The organism is Ruoffia halotolerans, from assembly GCF_014049385.1.
In the GTDB taxonomy this organism is placed as follows: domain Bacteria; phylum Bacillota; class Bacilli; order Lactobacillales; family Aerococcaceae; genus Ruoffia; species Ruoffia halotolerans.
Genome location: NZ_JACAOA010000001.1, coordinates 115,007 through 130,088 on the forward strand (window position 1 = coordinate 115,007; position 15,082 = coordinate 130,088).

The 15,082-nt window shown below is 36.2% G+C and carries 14 protein-coding genes; 4 read left to right on the plus strand and 10 right to left on the minus strand.

Annotated elements, in window-relative coordinates:
• Positions 1-14: 14 nt before the first annotated feature.
• Positions 15-1,199: an A/G-specific adenine glycosylase gene (mutY, locus tag HW423_RS00525; protein ID WP_218930008.1), complete on the minus strand. Its 1,185-nt coding sequence runs from the start codon at positions 1,197-1,199 to the stop codon at positions 15-17.
• A 12-nt stretch (positions 1,200-1,211) separates the two neighbouring features.
• Positions 1,212-2,060 carry a recombination regulator RecX gene (recX, locus tag HW423_RS00530; RefSeq protein ID WP_218930009.1) on the minus strand — a complete coding sequence of 283 codons (849 nt, stop codon included), beginning with the start codon at positions 2,058-2,060 and terminating at the stop codon, positions 1,212-1,214.
• A 409-nt stretch (positions 2,061-2,469) separates the two neighbouring features.
• Between recX and HW423_RS00535 the strand changes: the two genes are divergently transcribed.
• Positions 2,470-3,252 (plus strand): threonine/serine exporter family protein, encoded by a 783-nt coding sequence (locus HW423_RS00535; protein WP_218930010.1) that lies wholly within the window; start codon positions 2,470-2,472, stop codon positions 3,250-3,252.
• Positions 3,240-3,692, plus strand: coding sequence for a threonine/serine exporter family protein (locus tag HW423_RS00540; RefSeq protein ID WP_218930011.1), 453 nt, complete (start codon positions 3,240-3,242; stop codon positions 3,690-3,692). The genes HW423_RS00535 and HW423_RS00540 overlap by 13 nt, the downstream gene beginning before the upstream one ends.
• Positions 3,693-3,747: 55 nt before the next feature.
• Here HW423_RS00540 and HW423_RS00545 read toward each other — a convergent pair whose 3' ends face one another.
• A complete protein-coding gene (locus tag HW423_RS00545) occupies positions 3,748-5,856 on the minus strand; it encodes a pullulanase (protein ID WP_218930012.1) in 2,109 nt (702 codons plus the stop codon).
• Positions 5,857-5,960: 104 nt separating this feature from the next.
• Positions 5,961-6,920: an NAD(P)-dependent oxidoreductase gene (locus HW423_RS00550; RefSeq protein WP_218930013.1), complete on the minus strand. Its 960-nt coding sequence runs from the start codon at positions 6,918-6,920 to the stop codon at positions 5,961-5,963.
• Between the two features lie 241 nt (positions 6,921-7,161).
• On the opposite strand from HW423_RS00550, the gene HW423_RS10985 reads away from it, so the two are divergent.
• Both HW423_RS10985 and HW423_RS10990 read left to right on the plus strand, forming a co-directional pair.
• Positions 7,162-7,389: a hypothetical protein gene (locus HW423_RS10985; RefSeq protein WP_235956167.1), complete on the plus strand. Its 228-nt coding sequence runs from the start codon at positions 7,162-7,164 to the stop codon at positions 7,387-7,389.
• Positions 7,386-7,715, plus strand: coding sequence for a GyrI-like domain-containing protein (locus tag HW423_RS10990; RefSeq protein ID WP_235956170.1), 330 nt, complete (start codon positions 7,386-7,388; stop codon positions 7,713-7,715). The genes HW423_RS10985 and HW423_RS10990 overlap by 4 nt, the downstream gene beginning before the upstream one ends.
• A gap of 40 nt (positions 7,716-7,755) precedes the next feature.
• On the opposite strand, the gene HW423_RS00560 is transcribed toward HW423_RS10990, so the two are convergent.
• The 6 genes from HW423_RS00560 to HW423_RS00585 form a co-directional block, all read right to left on the minus strand.
• The gene (locus HW423_RS00560; protein WP_218930014.1) at positions 7,756-8,520 is read right to left on the minus strand and encodes a glycosyltransferase family 2 protein; all 765 of its coding nucleotides are present in this window, start codon (positions 8,518-8,520) and stop codon (positions 7,756-7,758) included.
• Positions 8,521-8,536: 16 nt separating this feature from the next.
• On the minus strand, positions 8,537-9,598 hold the full coding sequence (locus HW423_RS00565; protein WP_218930015.1) for a hypothetical protein: 1,062 nt from the start codon (positions 9,596-9,598) through the stop codon (positions 8,537-8,539).
• Complete coding sequence (locus HW423_RS00570; RefSeq protein ID WP_218930016.1) at positions 9,573-10,889, minus strand: O-antigen ligase family protein; 1,317 nt, start codon at positions 10,887-10,889, stop codon at positions 9,573-9,575. The genes HW423_RS00565 and HW423_RS00570 overlap by 26 nt, the downstream gene beginning before the upstream one ends.
• 20 nt (positions 10,890-10,909) lie before the next feature.
• Positions 10,910-12,328, minus strand: a complete 1,419-nt coding sequence (locus HW423_RS00575; RefSeq protein ID WP_218930017.1) for a lipopolysaccharide biosynthesis protein — start codon at positions 12,326-12,328, stop codon at positions 10,910-10,912.
• A 14-nt stretch (positions 12,329-12,342) separates the two neighbouring features.
• Entirely contained in the window at positions 12,343-13,494 is a 1,152-nt protein-coding gene (locus tag HW423_RS00580; RefSeq protein ID WP_218930018.1) for a glycosyltransferase, read from the minus strand.
• A gap of 162 nt (positions 13,495-13,656) precedes the next feature.
• A complete protein-coding gene (locus tag HW423_RS00585; protein WP_218930019.1) occupies positions 13,657-15,081 on the minus strand; it encodes an LCP family glycopolymer transferase in 1,425 nt (474 codons plus the stop codon).
• Position 15,082: the final 1 nt, after the last annotated feature.

Here is a 15,082-nt window from a genome sequence, read left to right on the forward strand (position 1 = left end):
CCTCTACTTTTTCTTTATTCTCGATCTGATACGATACTATTAAACAATTTTTGTTGTAAAGTTGATACTGGTAGGGATTCTAGCGCTTGAATGCTTACCCATTTGAAATCTTCCTCACTCAAATCCGGTGCCCCATCTAATAAAAACGGAATCACTTGTACTTGCCAAATCCGATGTGAGAATACATGCTTCACTTTGGCAAATGTTGGTAGAAGTTCAAAGCCTTCTTCTTCCTCCATTATCAATGATCGGTCTAGCTTCAGTTCGCCGACATCAATGCTCTCATCTAAATGGTCCACTAAAGGTTCTATCAATTCCGAACTCGTTGCGCCTTCCATAACTACATTCACTTCAACCATTGGGAAATGCCACAGACCCGTTAAAAGTTCTTTGTCATTATGTTTGCGCATTAACCATTCACCTTTTTGATTCCTTATCGCATAAGCGATTCGGTGGTGTTTGGTTGCTTTTGTTTTCTTTTTCTTTACTGGGTAAAGATGACTCGTATTATTCTGATAAGATTGATCAAATTCTTTGATTGGACTATCTTCAGGTTGGTAATTGGTTGGTGTCATAATCGTTGCACCGATATCCATCAAGGCTTGGTTAAAGTCACCTGGCCTTTCCGGATCAATTAACTGATATAAGATTCCAGTGAATTCATTTTTCGTCTTATTTAAAGTGATATCACGGTCTATTTCAAATAAGCGAGCTACAATCCGCATTAAGTTACCATCTAACGCTGGTTCTGGAAGATTAAACGCAATACTACCAATTGCACCGGCGGTATATGGGCCGATACCTTTCAAAGAAAGCAAGCCTTCCAACGTATTAGGCATCTCACCGTTAAAGTCAGCCATCACTTGTTGAGCTGCAAATTGCATATTACGAACACGTGAATAATAGCCTAAACCTTGCCAGAGACCCATTAATTCAGACTCCTCCACTTCGGCTAAATCTTTAATTGTGGGGAGCTCTTTAATAAACCGTTCGTAATATGGAATAACTGTATTAACTTGTGTTTGTTGCAACATAATCTCACTAATCCAAATATAGTAAGGGTTCTTTGTTTGTCGCCAAGGTAAGTCTCTTTTGTTCGCATCATACCAATCTAATAATTGAGTTTGGAATGTTTTTATCTTTTTTTCATCCCAATTGATCGGATACTGTTCGATTAACTTTTGTCTTTTGTTCGTCATTTAATCCACTTTCTATTCATTCTTTTCCAATTCGGCTTCATTATCTTCAAGCCAATTTTTAATCATTTCATAGTCAAAGCCTTTACCTAACAGACTTTGTATCATTTTTTGTTTTAAATCATAGCCACTAAAACGGCGCTGATGTTTTCTTAAATATTTGTCGGCTTCTTTTTCTAACATGTCTTCTTGATCATCTTCAGCGTCGTCAAAGGTCAATTCGCTCATATGTTGATTCACTAAATCTTTGTCAAAGCCTTTGGTAAGTAAATGAGTATATAATTTACTGCGCATCATTTTTGGTGGCAGTGATTTTTTAGTTCGGATGAATTTCTCAATTAGCGCTTGAATATTTTCACTTTGTTCTTCTTCTGGGTACTCGTCCATTGCATCAAGAATAGTCATTTCATTGATCCCCTTTTTAACTTTCAATTCATTTTGAATAATGTTTGGTCCCTTAGACTTTAGTGTGTAGTTTGTGCGGACATAACTTTTGGCATATTCCAAATCATTTAAATAGCCTTGTCGAATTAAACGGTCAAGGGTATTTTCTATCACTTCTTCTGAAGATGCGGTTGAATTCTCTTCTTTTTCTTTTTTATCTTTTTGCTTATGTAAATAGTCGCGCATTTCTTTGATGGAACGCATTCCATAAGATAAATAATTAATTGCAGCAGAGTATAATTTATGATCATTCTCAGCTGATTTAATCTTATCTAATAATTTTTGATCCACTTCTTGGTCTTTACGCAAAGCGTATTCGATTAGAATTTCTTGATCGACACCAATAAAAAACTCGTCATCAACGAAGATTGAATAACGATTTGCTTGTTTCTGTTGTTGTGCAATTTTTGTGATTTTCATACGTCTTACCTCACTCTACTTTCTTTTATTCGATAAGGTATATTGGTACTCATACATAAATGGGTTTGTTTCAATAAATTTATAAATAAATTCAAGTTGTTTTTTAATCGAATAGTTATGTCGTTCCATTTCCATTGAATAATTGTGGAGAACTTTTTGAAAGTTTGTACATTCTCTATCATATTTAAAATATAATTGATATAATGGCTTGTCCTTATCATCAATGGATATGTAAATGGTATTGGCATCTTTGCATTCAAAGGCAAATACTAAATATATAAATAACAATGTCATGAAATCACTCCTTATTAAAATTTATTCATATTTAAATAGTGATTACTCATTTTCTATGTTACCATATTTTGAATGTCTCTTAACGAATTATTAAAAAAAGGTGGGTAATATCTTTATGAGAAAGAAATATAAAAAAATAGTTGAAGTAGCAACAACAGCAGGTAGAATTATGCTGGAGTCTCATGCTGAAAGTTATCGAGTTGAGGATACGGTTCGACGTATTCTTCAAACAAGTGGACTTTCTAACACGGAAGTTATCACAAATACAACAGGTCTATATGTTACTTTAGATGATTCAGATCCTGAAATCGAAGGTATTACATTAGTTCGTCGAATAACAGACCGTAGTAACCAATTAAATAAGATTTACCGAGTAAATAATATTTCACGCCAACTGACAAGTGGACAGATTACGATTGATGAAGCAGCTGAACAACTCGATGTGGTAGATGATTCTGATTACACAGTCTTTAGTAAAGATATAGCAACGGTTATCTTAGTGATTGCTTTTGTTGTTCTATTAGGTGGAAGCTTCTGGGACAGTGTCTTTTCAATCTTTGCTGGTTTACTCGTAGCTTATTCACGGATATTAAAAGACTTATTCCAATTGAATGGCTTTATTTATGGTGTTGCATCAACCTTAGTGACTGCATTTTTAACTAATGTAATTGCGGCGGTAGTGCCACTTGATATATCATCTGATGTTATTATCATTGCTGGTTTAATGCCTCTATATCCGGGGACTGCTGTGACCAATGGCCTTCGAGATATGTTAAAAGGAGATTATATCTCTGGTGTCGCTCGTGTGGCTGATGCGATTGTTATTGCACTAAGTTTAGCGATTGGTGTCGCGATTGGCCTTTACTTTTACGGGGAGGTTACATCATGGTTGGTATAATTATCCAAGTTATCGGGGCATATGTAGCCACAATCACAGCTGCTATTACACTTGAAGCACCTAGATCATTCATCTTCAAGACGGGTTATGCGGGAGCAATCGGATATCTTGTATATCTTCTATTGGCAAACCCAATGGGTGTTGCTTTAGCAACATTTTTTGCTTGTAGTGTTGTATCATTAATTAGCCAATTCTTTGCGCGTCGCTTTAAAGCGCCGGTAACTATCTTCTATATCCCAGCCTTTTTCCCATTTGTGCCTGGGTTAGCGATTTATCAGACAGCTCTTTACTTTATTCAAGGAAACTATAATCTAAGTAATTATTATCTCATTCAAACTCTATCAATCGCTGGGGCGATTGCCTTAGGTGTATTCTTTACAGATTCAATCTTAGAGATATACATGCACGTTCAATTCAAAATGTTAAACATGAGAAAATAAGCAAAAAAAGCGTCAGAATTCAATTTGGAATTCCGTCGCTTTTCTTGTATTTACTTTATTTCTTAAAAATTACTGAACTTAATCCAGCTAATTTAATTTGTGTTGATGACAGTATTTCAATGCCTTGGGGTTGCATTAAAGGTTCAGTATCAACCCGATCCTGGTCGGCAATCACTTGCCCCAACTCAACGTCTTCCGGTAATGTGAACGTACGACTTCGTTTATTTCCATTAATCACTATAATATACTCGTCCCCTTTTGTTCCTCTCACTTTATAAGCAATCGCCACATCACGTTCGCGAATTTCTGGGACATTTAGTAGTTGTACATTTGTATCAATGAGTTCTTTAACAGCCAGTCTAAAGGCATCTGTTGATTGACGGAGTTGAATTAAGCCGCGCATATGCTCCATCGTTGTATTCTCAATTGAGTAACCATTTACTCCTCTTACTTTTTCCCATTCAAACTTGTTAATCGCATCGGACGAGTCATAAGAGTCATGAATAAAGTATGGATATTCAATCGGATCTCCATTTTTATTAGTAAAGTAAGTAGAATTATCTGGAATATCGCCCCACTCATCTACCATGGTTTTAAATTCTGGGTGCTTAAATTGTTTGGTACGACCGTATTCTTGACCGGCATGAATAAATGCTGTCCCTTGAGATGTTAATACTATTAAGTTTCCTAGGCGAATCCGTCGATGGATTTCTTCCGTGTGGAGCATTGGATCTTTATTAATAGATTGGGCAATAACATCGTGTAAAGTTAAGTTATCATGTGCTTCAATATATTGGACGACATCACCTGGTTGGTCCGCTTCGAAATTATGCGGTTGCCCTTTAATATTATCGAAAATCTTCTTCACATTTCGGCGCCCGCCAGTAATAAAGCGTGGCTTCCCTTCACTTTGGAAACCAGATTTTAATTCGTCTCGGATTTCGTCTGAGAATGAGCCAACAGCTTCTGTATCTGACATCCATAATTGATCCGCTGCTTGAACGTCTTCAGCACCTTCATCTCCAGCGTAGGTAATCCAACCCTCACCAATCATTAAGATATTTGGATTAATTTTGACCGTTTCATCATAGGCTAATTGAACTGTTTCTGCATCTAAATCTCCCATCATATCAAATCTAAAGCCATCAACTTTAAATTCTTCAACTAAGTACTTTAATGAGTCAACAATTAAGCGACGAGTCATATAGTGGGTACTTCCTAAACGTCCGCCACCAAAGTTAGTTCTTGATGTACCATCTGAATCCATAAAATGATAATACTTAGGTTCTAAATCTTCAAGAATATGGAGTTCTGCGGTGTGATTATACACGACATCCAATGTCACTGCCATTCCCCTTTTGTGGATTTCACTCACAAGTTCTTTAAACTCTTGAATCCGGGATGAAGGGTTTTCTGGGTTAATCGAATACATCCCTGTTAAAGCGAAATAATGCATGGGGTCATAGCCCCAGTTATAGTTCGTCCAAGCCGATTTATATTCTAAGAAGCGCTCACCCGTCTCGTATTCATTCGCATGATAATAACTTAAGACAGGTAATAACTGCACATGCGTGACCCCAAGGGATTGAATATAGTCCAAGCGTTCTGTCATCGCTTCAAACGTTCCGAAGCGGTGGTGTAGTTCATCCTTTATTGATGGATCTGATGTAAAGTCCCGCACGTGAACTTCGTAAATCACTGCATCTTCTCTTCGTTTGTAGTTTTCAACTTTTGCAAAATCTAATTTTTGCCCAATGTTCTCTGGTGCGACAATCGCGGCTTTGGCAATATAAGATGCTTCGTCGTGGCTATTCCAAGTACCCAGTGATTTAGCGTAAGGATCTAAAGCTAAGACGGTCTCACCCTCACGGTTAATTTGGTAATGATAACAATAATTATTGAAATTATCGATACCACGCACTGTTTCTTGATTCAATGTCACTTCCCACAAACCTTTGTCATATGAATTCATTTCCACTACTGCGACTTGTTTTTCTTGATTGTCTTTATCATACAATAATACTTGGACAGATTTAGCGCTCGGTGACCATAATCTTAATACAGCTGTCCCATCAGAATTTAATACAGGTCCGAGTGGTCCATCATATGCAAATTGTTCATCTTTCTCTTTCCAAGTGAGATTTGTTGTCAATCTTTCTGTCATAAACTTCCTCCTACATTGTGTTTGATATCAAAAAAGCCAGATAATATTGAATAATCTAATTAGCGATCGTCCTCAACACTATCTGACTGTGAGTTCATTCTATATTAAATAGATACGATGTTTTTATCTTCGCCGTTAATATATGCCATTACATTGTCAAAGGCAATTTGAGCACGAAGGACCATTGCTTCATCTGTTAAGTAACCAACATGTGGTGTTAACAATGCATTTTTTGCATGAAGTAATGGATAATCAATTGGAATTGGTGGCTCCATGTCAAAGACATCAATGCCAGCACCAGCGATTTTTCCTTCATTTAAAGCATTTGCTAAAGCTTCATTATCAATAATCGGTCCTCTAGCTACATTAATTATGATAGCTGACTCTTTCATATTATCCAGCTCTTTCTCACCGATTATATGCTTCGTATCTTCAGTCATTGGAAGATGGATTGAGATAATATCACTTTCATTAATCAGTGTATCTAAGCTTACATATTCAACGCCTGCGTCTTTTGCTTCTTGTTTCTCTGAGCGGTTATACCCTAAGACTTTAGCTCCGAAAGCTTTGAATAGTTTTGCTGTGTGAATTCCAATTGTTCCGGTACCAATAATCCCGACTGTTTTTCCATGAATTTCTTGTCCTTGAATTAATCCTGGGAAATCATCGCCTTTTCGAACATCTAAGTCTCCTTGTTTCACTTCACGTAAAACATTCAGAGCTAAACCAATAGATAATTCTGCGACTGCTTGAGTGGCATAACCCGATGCATTTGCGATTTTAATGCCTTTTTCTTTGGCACTGGCGTTATCTACATGGTCTACCCCTGTAAAAGCAACATCGATAAATTTAGTTGTATCTAATTTCTCAATCACTTCTTTAGGATACGGATTGTTGGCAATAATCACCACTTCTGAGTCTTTACTACGCTCATATAATTCATCTGGATCCGTTGTTTTTGTTTCATGATAGACAAACTCATGGCCTAAATCTTTTAATGGCTGTGCCAATTCTTCAATATATTCCTTGGGTACACGTAATGGTTCTAATAAGCTAATTTTCATAATATCCTCCAATAATTCAATATTTATAGTTTAAATGATTTAAGGTAACGCTTGCAAGTATTATTAATAAAATAAAAAAATCTTCTTAAATACAACTTGCCTGGCTCAATGTATAATAGAATATAGTATTAATATAGCTTGATATGAAAGGAATGAGTAAGATAAGCCTTTTGATTTAAAAAAAGAAGAGAAGCAGTTTTATAAACCAAAAACAATACTAGAAATTACGGATATACTTAAGATGAATTTTATTACGATTGATGGTATGGGTGACCCGAATGAATTAGACGGGGGATATCAGGCCGCAGTAAAACAAGTATATAGCCTTGCCTACACGATACGGATGAGTGAACGAAACGTCTACACAATTGATGATTTCTTTGTTTTTGTTGTTCCACCACTTGATGGATATTGGTGGGAAGACAGTATACATGGTGTAGACCCATCTAGAAAAGAAAATTTTCAATGATTATGAAGTTGCGAATGCCAGAATATGTCACACCTCAAGTCTTTGAGTGGGCTCAAAATGAAGTTCTAAACAAGAAGAAAATCAACACTTCAAACGTGTATCTTACAACATTAACTGAAGGTTTAACTGTTCAATTGCTTCATATTGGACTCTATGATAATGATGTGCAATCTATGTCTAAGATGCATGACTATATCAACCAAGAAGGCTATCAACTAGATATCAGTGATATCAGGCATCATCATGAAATCTATTTATCAGATCCACGAAAAACAGATCCCGACAAACTTAACACTATATTAAGACATCCAATCTTAAAGAAATAAAAAAAGTCTGAGGCGTACGCTGCGTCTCAGACTTTTATGCTTATAATCGGCGTAATACCGCATTTAATACATAATGTGAAAAATAATATACTGCTTTTGGTAATGGTAATCTCTCTAAATTATAATAAGTATTCCATGTCCGTTTCAAAGCGCCGATTCGGTCACTTGAAATCGAACCTTGAACTTGACGATAATAATTATGAACTTCTTGTAAGCCATAAGCTTTAACTTTTCGCTCACGCATTAACATTAACCAAGTTGCTGTGTCTTGTCCTTTTCGAACAAGAGGCATACGGAAATCTCCAATTAATTCGCGGTCAATGATGACCGTAGAACAGGCAATCGCTGTATTTTTTAATAGCTCGGTATACGAGAAGGAAGCCGGTACATTGACGCGGTCTTTTAATACCTCACCTAATTCGTTGATTAAAGCTAAGTCCGTATATGTAAAGCCAACCTGTTTTCCTTGCATAAATGCAAGTTGCTCTGTCAGTTTCGACTCCGACCAACAATCATCACTATCAACGAAAGCAATATATCTTCCTTTGGCATTCTCGATTCCAGTATTACGTGCAACGGCTGCCCCACTGTTTTCAGCTAAATTAATTAATTTAATTCGCTTATCTTCTTTAGCAAACTCTTCAATCAATTCAACCGAACTGTCTTGACTACAATCATTAACTAAGATCATTTCCCAATTGGTGTAACTTTGTTTAATAACACTGTCAATGGTTTCACTAATAAAGCGTTCTGCATTATACACCGGTGTGATAATGGATACTAAATCTTTTTCAAAAGTTGGCAAATTTTAGCCTCCTTAATTAATAAACGTGAACCAATTTCAATGGCACATTGTATAAAGTCGCCATTGTCATTTGGTCTTTTAACCAACGTTTCTCTGTATGATTCGCTTGGACGACAATCACAATTTGTTTCGGTGGCTGTTCATCACTCTTAATTTTTTGTAACTTCGAAATAAATCGTTCTGATAAATCATTTGTATTTTCAAAGTCCTCAGATAAAGCACTTTGAGAAACAATCCAACGTAAGTTAACCGCTGGTATTCGAATCGCGTCTTGAACATTATACACAGCATCTTCCTGGCTACTATGAACGAGTATATGTTGATCATCTACGTCCCATGCATATTCAAAGGCGTAATTAATCTTGCTCTTACGTAATCTTTGTAAGAAGACAATCCCACTTATAAGAATCAGACCAACAATGAATCCTAAGACCCCATATACAATTAATGATCTTGCGTTATTTGAACGATATACACTCAATGTTTTAACCGTTGGTAAACTTAGATATTCTTCAGTATCCAATACTTCACCAATCACAGGTTCTAAAGTGATATCTACAAATTGGTTATCCATAAAAGGAATCTCACCTGAAGCTAATAAGTCACGGTAGGCGTTCGCTATCGCTAAATTTTCTTCGGCTGACTTCCCAGCTAACACTCGGAAGATAAAAACCCCGGAAGCATTATCTCTCACCCCAGAAATGGACCCACGGAACGTTGGTGTTTTATATAACTCTAATTTTTTTTCACTATCAATTGTTTCTTGAAATTCAATTCCTGTTGCTTCTTCAACTGCTTCAACTACTTGAGGTGCTGTAAAGTAATCATCAAATAAATGTGGATTAGAGAAGATTTGACCATCTTCAATCGTTACCACTGCTTTAAATGAACTCGGTTCTTGAGTATAAACCTCCTCAAGGTAATCTGTAGCCTCTTGGCGGTCAGATAATAAAATATCAGTGATAAAATAACGTGCACCGACAGTAATCACAGATATAACTAAGGCGCCAATTAATATCCTTACGATATTATCTTTAAAAAATCGCCATAACTCATTTATTATTGTTGCTAAACTCATATTCATACCTCATTCTTTTTGGTTTCGAAACGTTCTTCATTTCCATTACCTTCACAAAGCTAATCATTATTCCAAAGTAAACCCAATGCCATTCAATCAACATGTTATTCGCACTTGTGATACTCGCAAAGATATATACAACTAAGAACGATTTAAAACTAATTGCAATTTGACGAATGACTTTTGATTCATGATGACGGAGTCGGTTTAAAGCTTGGATTAATAAACCATAACTTATAGCATATAGGACAAATACTATGACACCATAACCAACTAATATCTCAAGCCACCAGTTATGAATGTTGGTAAATTCATCAATCGGTAAGAATGGCAACATATCCATCCATGTTTCAATATTTCCTGCTCCCACTCCAAATCCGAAGGTTTCTGCTAGGAATAATAAACCATTTCGCCATAGGTTCATTCGGCGTGAATCGCCTGTATTATAGAAATCGCCACCTAGATAAAACAACTGCGAGACCATATCATTTAGCGATGGAACAAATAAAATTAAACCAACGGTAAGGGCTAAACCGATACCTATCGCGCTTAAGACATACTTTCTTTTTATATCCCAATTAAATTGTAATAGTATAACCATAAAAAAGAAAAGTACGAAACTCAGCAAAATCATTCGTGAATCACTTCGATAAATTAAATATGCTGTTAATAGTATTGGAATTATATATAAATATCGTCGAATTGGGTGACGATTGAGATTCAGCATAATTAAATTCACTGGCAAATATGCGAGTAATAAAGTTGCGTAATCATTCTGATTTGTAAAAGTCGCTACCGGTATACGAGATGATGGCTGAGTAGCAAAGGTATTATTCTTATCTAACGCTTCTAAATTAGCAAAAATATAGTGATTCGTAAGAATCTCATAAAAGCCCCAAAGTGCTAAAAATGTCATCATAATCCAAACTGTCTTAATCAGAGCTTTCCAAGTGATTAAATCATTCGTCCACAAGTACAAACCAACCACACTGCTCACACCTAAAGTAAGCAAGAACATCGCTTGGAACCAGTTCATCATATCAATCGTCCATATGACTGACACCGCTCCCCAAGCCCACCAAAAAAGATAAATACCAGTAATGACGGTGGCTGTATTACTCGGGATGATTTTAATATTTGGATCTTGTTTGAGTATTTGATAACCAAAGATGGCTATCATACCAATGACCAGTAAACGATACATCGTAATTTGTGCTACCGGTGTTGGAATCGCTAATATCTCGGTCCCTAGAAAGACCGAAGCAACGATCAGTATTAAATATTTTCGCAAAGTTGTTCACCTTCTAACTTTTAAGTAAAATCCCATTCTCCAGGATGATTCTTAATTTCTAGTGCTGTTTTAATGGTTGGTATTTGGACAACTAATGCCAATAAACCTAAACCAATCGTAATAAAAATGCTGTAATCCAATGGATATAAATTAATTAGACCAGCAGTAATCATAATTAACATTGTAATTATTTGTTTCTTTTGTCCAAAGTAAAATCCTGTTCTACTTGAAAAATACGTTCTTGCAAGATAAAAAACAACATAAGCTGCTGTTGAAGCCAATGCGGCCCCTCTGAAACCAATAAAAGGAGTCAGCGATAAGTTTATAATGACACTTACAGCTAAAGACATAATACTTACAAAGATATTATAATGCGTCTTTCTTGAAAATACGATTCCCAATGTCGTTGTCTCAGACAAAGTATACATAATATGAGGAAATGCTAATAGCCCCATAATATACTGAACATCTAAATATTCCCCGTCTGAACTTAATATTAAGGATATTGGATACCTTAAGACTAAGATAACGAAGAATAACCCTGATAATAAAAATAAGACAATATCACTAATAAATTTATAGTGTTTCATCGATTTATTCTCTTCATACCAACGATAGGCTGTGGGAATCCAAAAACTCGCAAAGGCCGTTTTTAATATTCCGATTATACTCCCTATTTTACTTCCTGCTTTATAAATTCCGATATCTGTTAAGCTTGAAAACTCAGTCAATACTATAATATCAATAGAGTTAAGCGCAGCAGCTAAAGAGCTTGCAATCATAATCGGTGTTCCAAAGAGGAACATTTTCTTAATTAATTTTGAATCAATTTGAAAACCTCGCAAATCCAATAATTCTCTGTAACGGAAAAATAAGACTAAATCGGCTAAGATTTGACCAAAAATCAAACCATAAACAATGGCTCTAAAGTCTCTCACTCCAGCGAAAATCATTCCCATAGAAACTATGAAGTTTCCAACTTTCAGTAGTAAACTATAGGACGAAAACTCGACAGCTTTTTCTTGCATTCGTATACTTAAAAGTATAAATCTCTCTACAATCGTTGCTAACACCCAAACTCCAGCGTACCAAACGATGTAGTAGTAATCCCCTGATTGGAACAGCCATTCAGAAAATGGAACTGAAAAAATTGCTGACACTGCAACAAGAAATACACCTAACATTAACGGTAGAAGCATCGCTTGTTGCATCAAGTTTCTTTTATTATCCATATGGTTATATTCGCGAGTAAACGCTTGATCCATCCCAATATATATAAAATTGGGAATTTGTAAAATTAAGGTTTCGAATGTTCCCGCTCGACCATACTCCGCAATTGGGAGTGCATTTGTAAATATGGGGAACAAAATCAAAGAGATGGCTGCACCTAAGATTGGTCCTAAGCTAAAGCCCGCTAACCTTTTCATAAATTGTTTCATTATTTTTATCACCTTTAATAATTAGTGTATTGAGCTATCGATGTTGCATATAGCTTAGCCGCTTGAATATTAGTGTAATTATTTCTCTCAAGTGCCATTAAGCGCTCATGTGAATTTACTTTACTTTCTCGAGATGCTTTAAGCACTTCTTTCAACCAATCACTTGGCGCTGCACTTAAATTAACCCGATGCAATAAATCAATCCCCAACTCCACTTCCATCGGAATTGTATGAGATAAGACGACGGGTACGCCTGCAGCTTGGCTTTCGATAGCCGTAGTACCTAATCCTTCATTAATTGACGGGAATAAAAGCACATCCATGACCGGAAATAACTCTGCAATCGGTGAGATACGTCCAACTAATTGAACATAATCATCTAATTGATTCACACTAATTCGTTCTTTCAACTCTTCTTCAAGTTCTCCACTACCTGCGATAATGAACTTCATATTTAATTTCTTAAGTTTTGCTATTTCAGCTATTTGTATTGTTAGGGCGTGATTTTTGACTGGTGCAAGTCGTCCTACTTGTCCAACGACTATGGTATCTTTCGATATTCCATAGTGTTCCCGTCCCTTTTCGCGTAAGTTATTTTCTTCTTCCGATCCAAATATAAAATCATTTGGTTCAATACTATTTGGTATAATAATCATGTCTTTTCGGTCGATTTTGTAACCGAAAAGCGATTGAACAGCGTCGCGACTGCATCCTACAAATTTAGCGGAGACAGTTTGGTTAATCATCTGGTTCAGATAATGTAAAAAACGTTGCGCAACACTTAATTGATTGTCATCGACATAATAATGGGCATGAATAATAAATTCAGCCTCACTTTGGAAGTTACTAATCGTTTTGTAAGCTAAAGCACGGTAGCCAGCTATATGACAATGGATAATGTCATAATGATATAACTTGATGACACGTGAGAATGATTTATAAAACTGTCTCCATCCTTCTTTCTTCGGATTCTTGATTTGATACACATCGCCACCTGTACGACGAATGGCTTCAACGAATTCTGGTGGACACGGTCCATAAGTTACTACATCAAATACGATTCCAAATCGATGAATCTCTGTTGCTAAATTACGGATAAATGTTGATATTCCACCACCATGACTACTCATAATATGAAGAATACGTTTATTCACTTTTTGGCTCATCTTAACGATCCCCATCCTTACATCATTCTATAAAATTCTGAGCACTTTGACTTATCTATTTTATTAAAGTCGCCTCTATAACGCGATGAAACACCCACAATGATATGATTTAATCCATCGTGAGTGTTGTCGTCAGCGCTTTTTTTATTCGGGTATTAGCGATTAACTAATACTCGAATCATTTGTTCTTGAACCTTGTCCTTCATTCGCTTGGTTAGAATTTGAAGCTTCTTCAGAATAACTGCCTTCTTGTTCATTTCCACCGTCATTATAAGCTGGTGTGCTAGTTTCAGGCAATTCTGGTTCTTCTGGCACATCCGGCGTTTGTGACTCTACCGGTGGTTGAGGTGTACTTCCCCCCGGTGGATAATTCGGTTGAGTCGGTTGTGTGGGTTGGCTATATTCTGGTTCTCCCCAATAATCATTATTGTTTGATGATGAGTTATTATTCTCCACAGGAGCCGGTTGAGCAATTGTTTCCCTTGCTGTTTCTATAGATGTTTGTCTTTCATTCAGTTCTTGTAAATCTTCATCCGAAAGCCCTGTTGGATATTGATTAATAATAACCGCTAAAGATTTAGCCCGCTCTTCACTTTCTTCGATACCTAGTGGATCCTCTAAATCACTTGCTGTAATTGTTGGCATGTTGCTTAAATAGCGAAACTCATTCGCAACTTTTACCCGTGCATTTAAAGGTATGTGATAATAGGCAATTCCATCAATTTGAATTTCTTCTAACGTTTCAAATTGTATTGAAGAAATATTATTTAACGCTGGCAGATATTGTTGGTAGATTGATAATACTTCATTTAAATCAACATTGGTCGTTACATATCGACTTGCTACATTAATTAGCCTTGGATATTGGACGACTGCGTCTAAACTTAACGCTTTATCAATGATGGCTTTAATAACTATCTTTTGTCTGTTCTGACGTCCAAGTTCACCTTGCGGATCGTCATAACGCATACGAGCAAAGTTCATCGCCTTCACACCATCTACTTCTCTTCGCTCTCCTTCATGGAACTCAGTTCCACGGTATTCAAAAGATAATGGACTCACAATTTCTATCCCACCGATGGCATCAATCATTTCTGATAAGCCGTCCATGTTCACTACTAAATAGTAATCTATGGGCACTTGTAAGAAATCCTGTACTGTATCAATTGTTAAATCAATCCCACCATATGCATACGCGTGATTAATTTTATCGGGTTCATCTTGACCATCAATATTTGTAATCGTATCTCGCGGAATACTTACCATCTTCGTAGTGCCGGATTCTGGGTTTAAATTAATTAGCATTAAAGTATCAGATCGACTCACATATCCGTCATCTTCTTGTCTTTCTGCTCCCCCATCAGTCCCTACTACTAAGACATTAATTGGATCACCTTCAGTAATCTGCACATTTGTGTCACGGATGTTTTGTACATTGACGTCTTGATTCGTATTATTAATTGCGGTTAGGACATTCCCATAAAGGTATCCTCCAATTGCTGCCGCAACTAATATAATTATAATGAGTAAATTTCGTATTGTTTTCCAAATACTAAATTTACCATTTGTTGTAAAAAATCGTTTCAAA

Excerpts from the sequence above, each read along its gene's own strand:
- mutY (WP_218930008.1), bottom strand. The coding sequence starts at position 1,199 with ATGACGAACAAAAGACAAAAGTTAATCGAACAGTATCCGATCAATTGG.
- recX (WP_218930009.1), bottom strand. The coding sequence starts at position 2,060 with ATGAAAATCACAAAAATTGCACAACAACAGAAACAAGCAAATCGTTAT.
- HW423_RS00535 (WP_218930010.1), top strand. The coding sequence starts at position 2,470 with ATGAGAAAGAAATATAAAAAAATAGTTGAAGTAGCAACAACAGCAGGT.
- HW423_RS00540 (WP_218930011.1), top strand. The coding sequence starts at position 3,240 with ATGGTTGGTATAATTATCCAAGTTATCGGGGCATATGTAGCCACAATC.
- HW423_RS00545 (WP_218930012.1), bottom strand. The coding sequence starts at position 5,856 with ATGACAGAAAGATTGACAACAAATCTCACTTGGAAAGAGAAAGATGAA.
- HW423_RS00550 (WP_218930013.1), bottom strand. The coding sequence starts at position 6,920 with ATGAAAATTAGCTTATTAGAACCATTACGTGTACCCAAGGAATATATT.
- HW423_RS10985 (WP_235956167.1), top strand. The coding sequence starts at position 7,162 with ATGAATTTTATTACGATTGATGGTATGGGTGACCCGAATGAATTAGAC.
- HW423_RS10990 (WP_235956170.1), top strand. The coding sequence starts at position 7,386 with ATGATTATGAAGTTGCGAATGCCAGAATATGTCACACCTCAAGTCTTT.
- HW423_RS00565 (WP_218930015.1), bottom strand. The coding sequence starts at position 9,598 with ATGAGTTTAGCAACAATAATAAATGAGTTATGGCGATTTTTTAAAGAT.
- HW423_RS00575 (WP_218930017.1), bottom strand. The coding sequence starts at position 12,328 with ATGAAACAATTTATGAAAAGGTTAGCGGGCTTTAGCTTAGGACCAATC.
- HW423_RS00580 (WP_218930018.1), bottom strand. The coding sequence starts at position 13,494 with ATGAGCCAAAAAGTGAATAAACGTATTCTTCATATTATGAGTAGTCAT.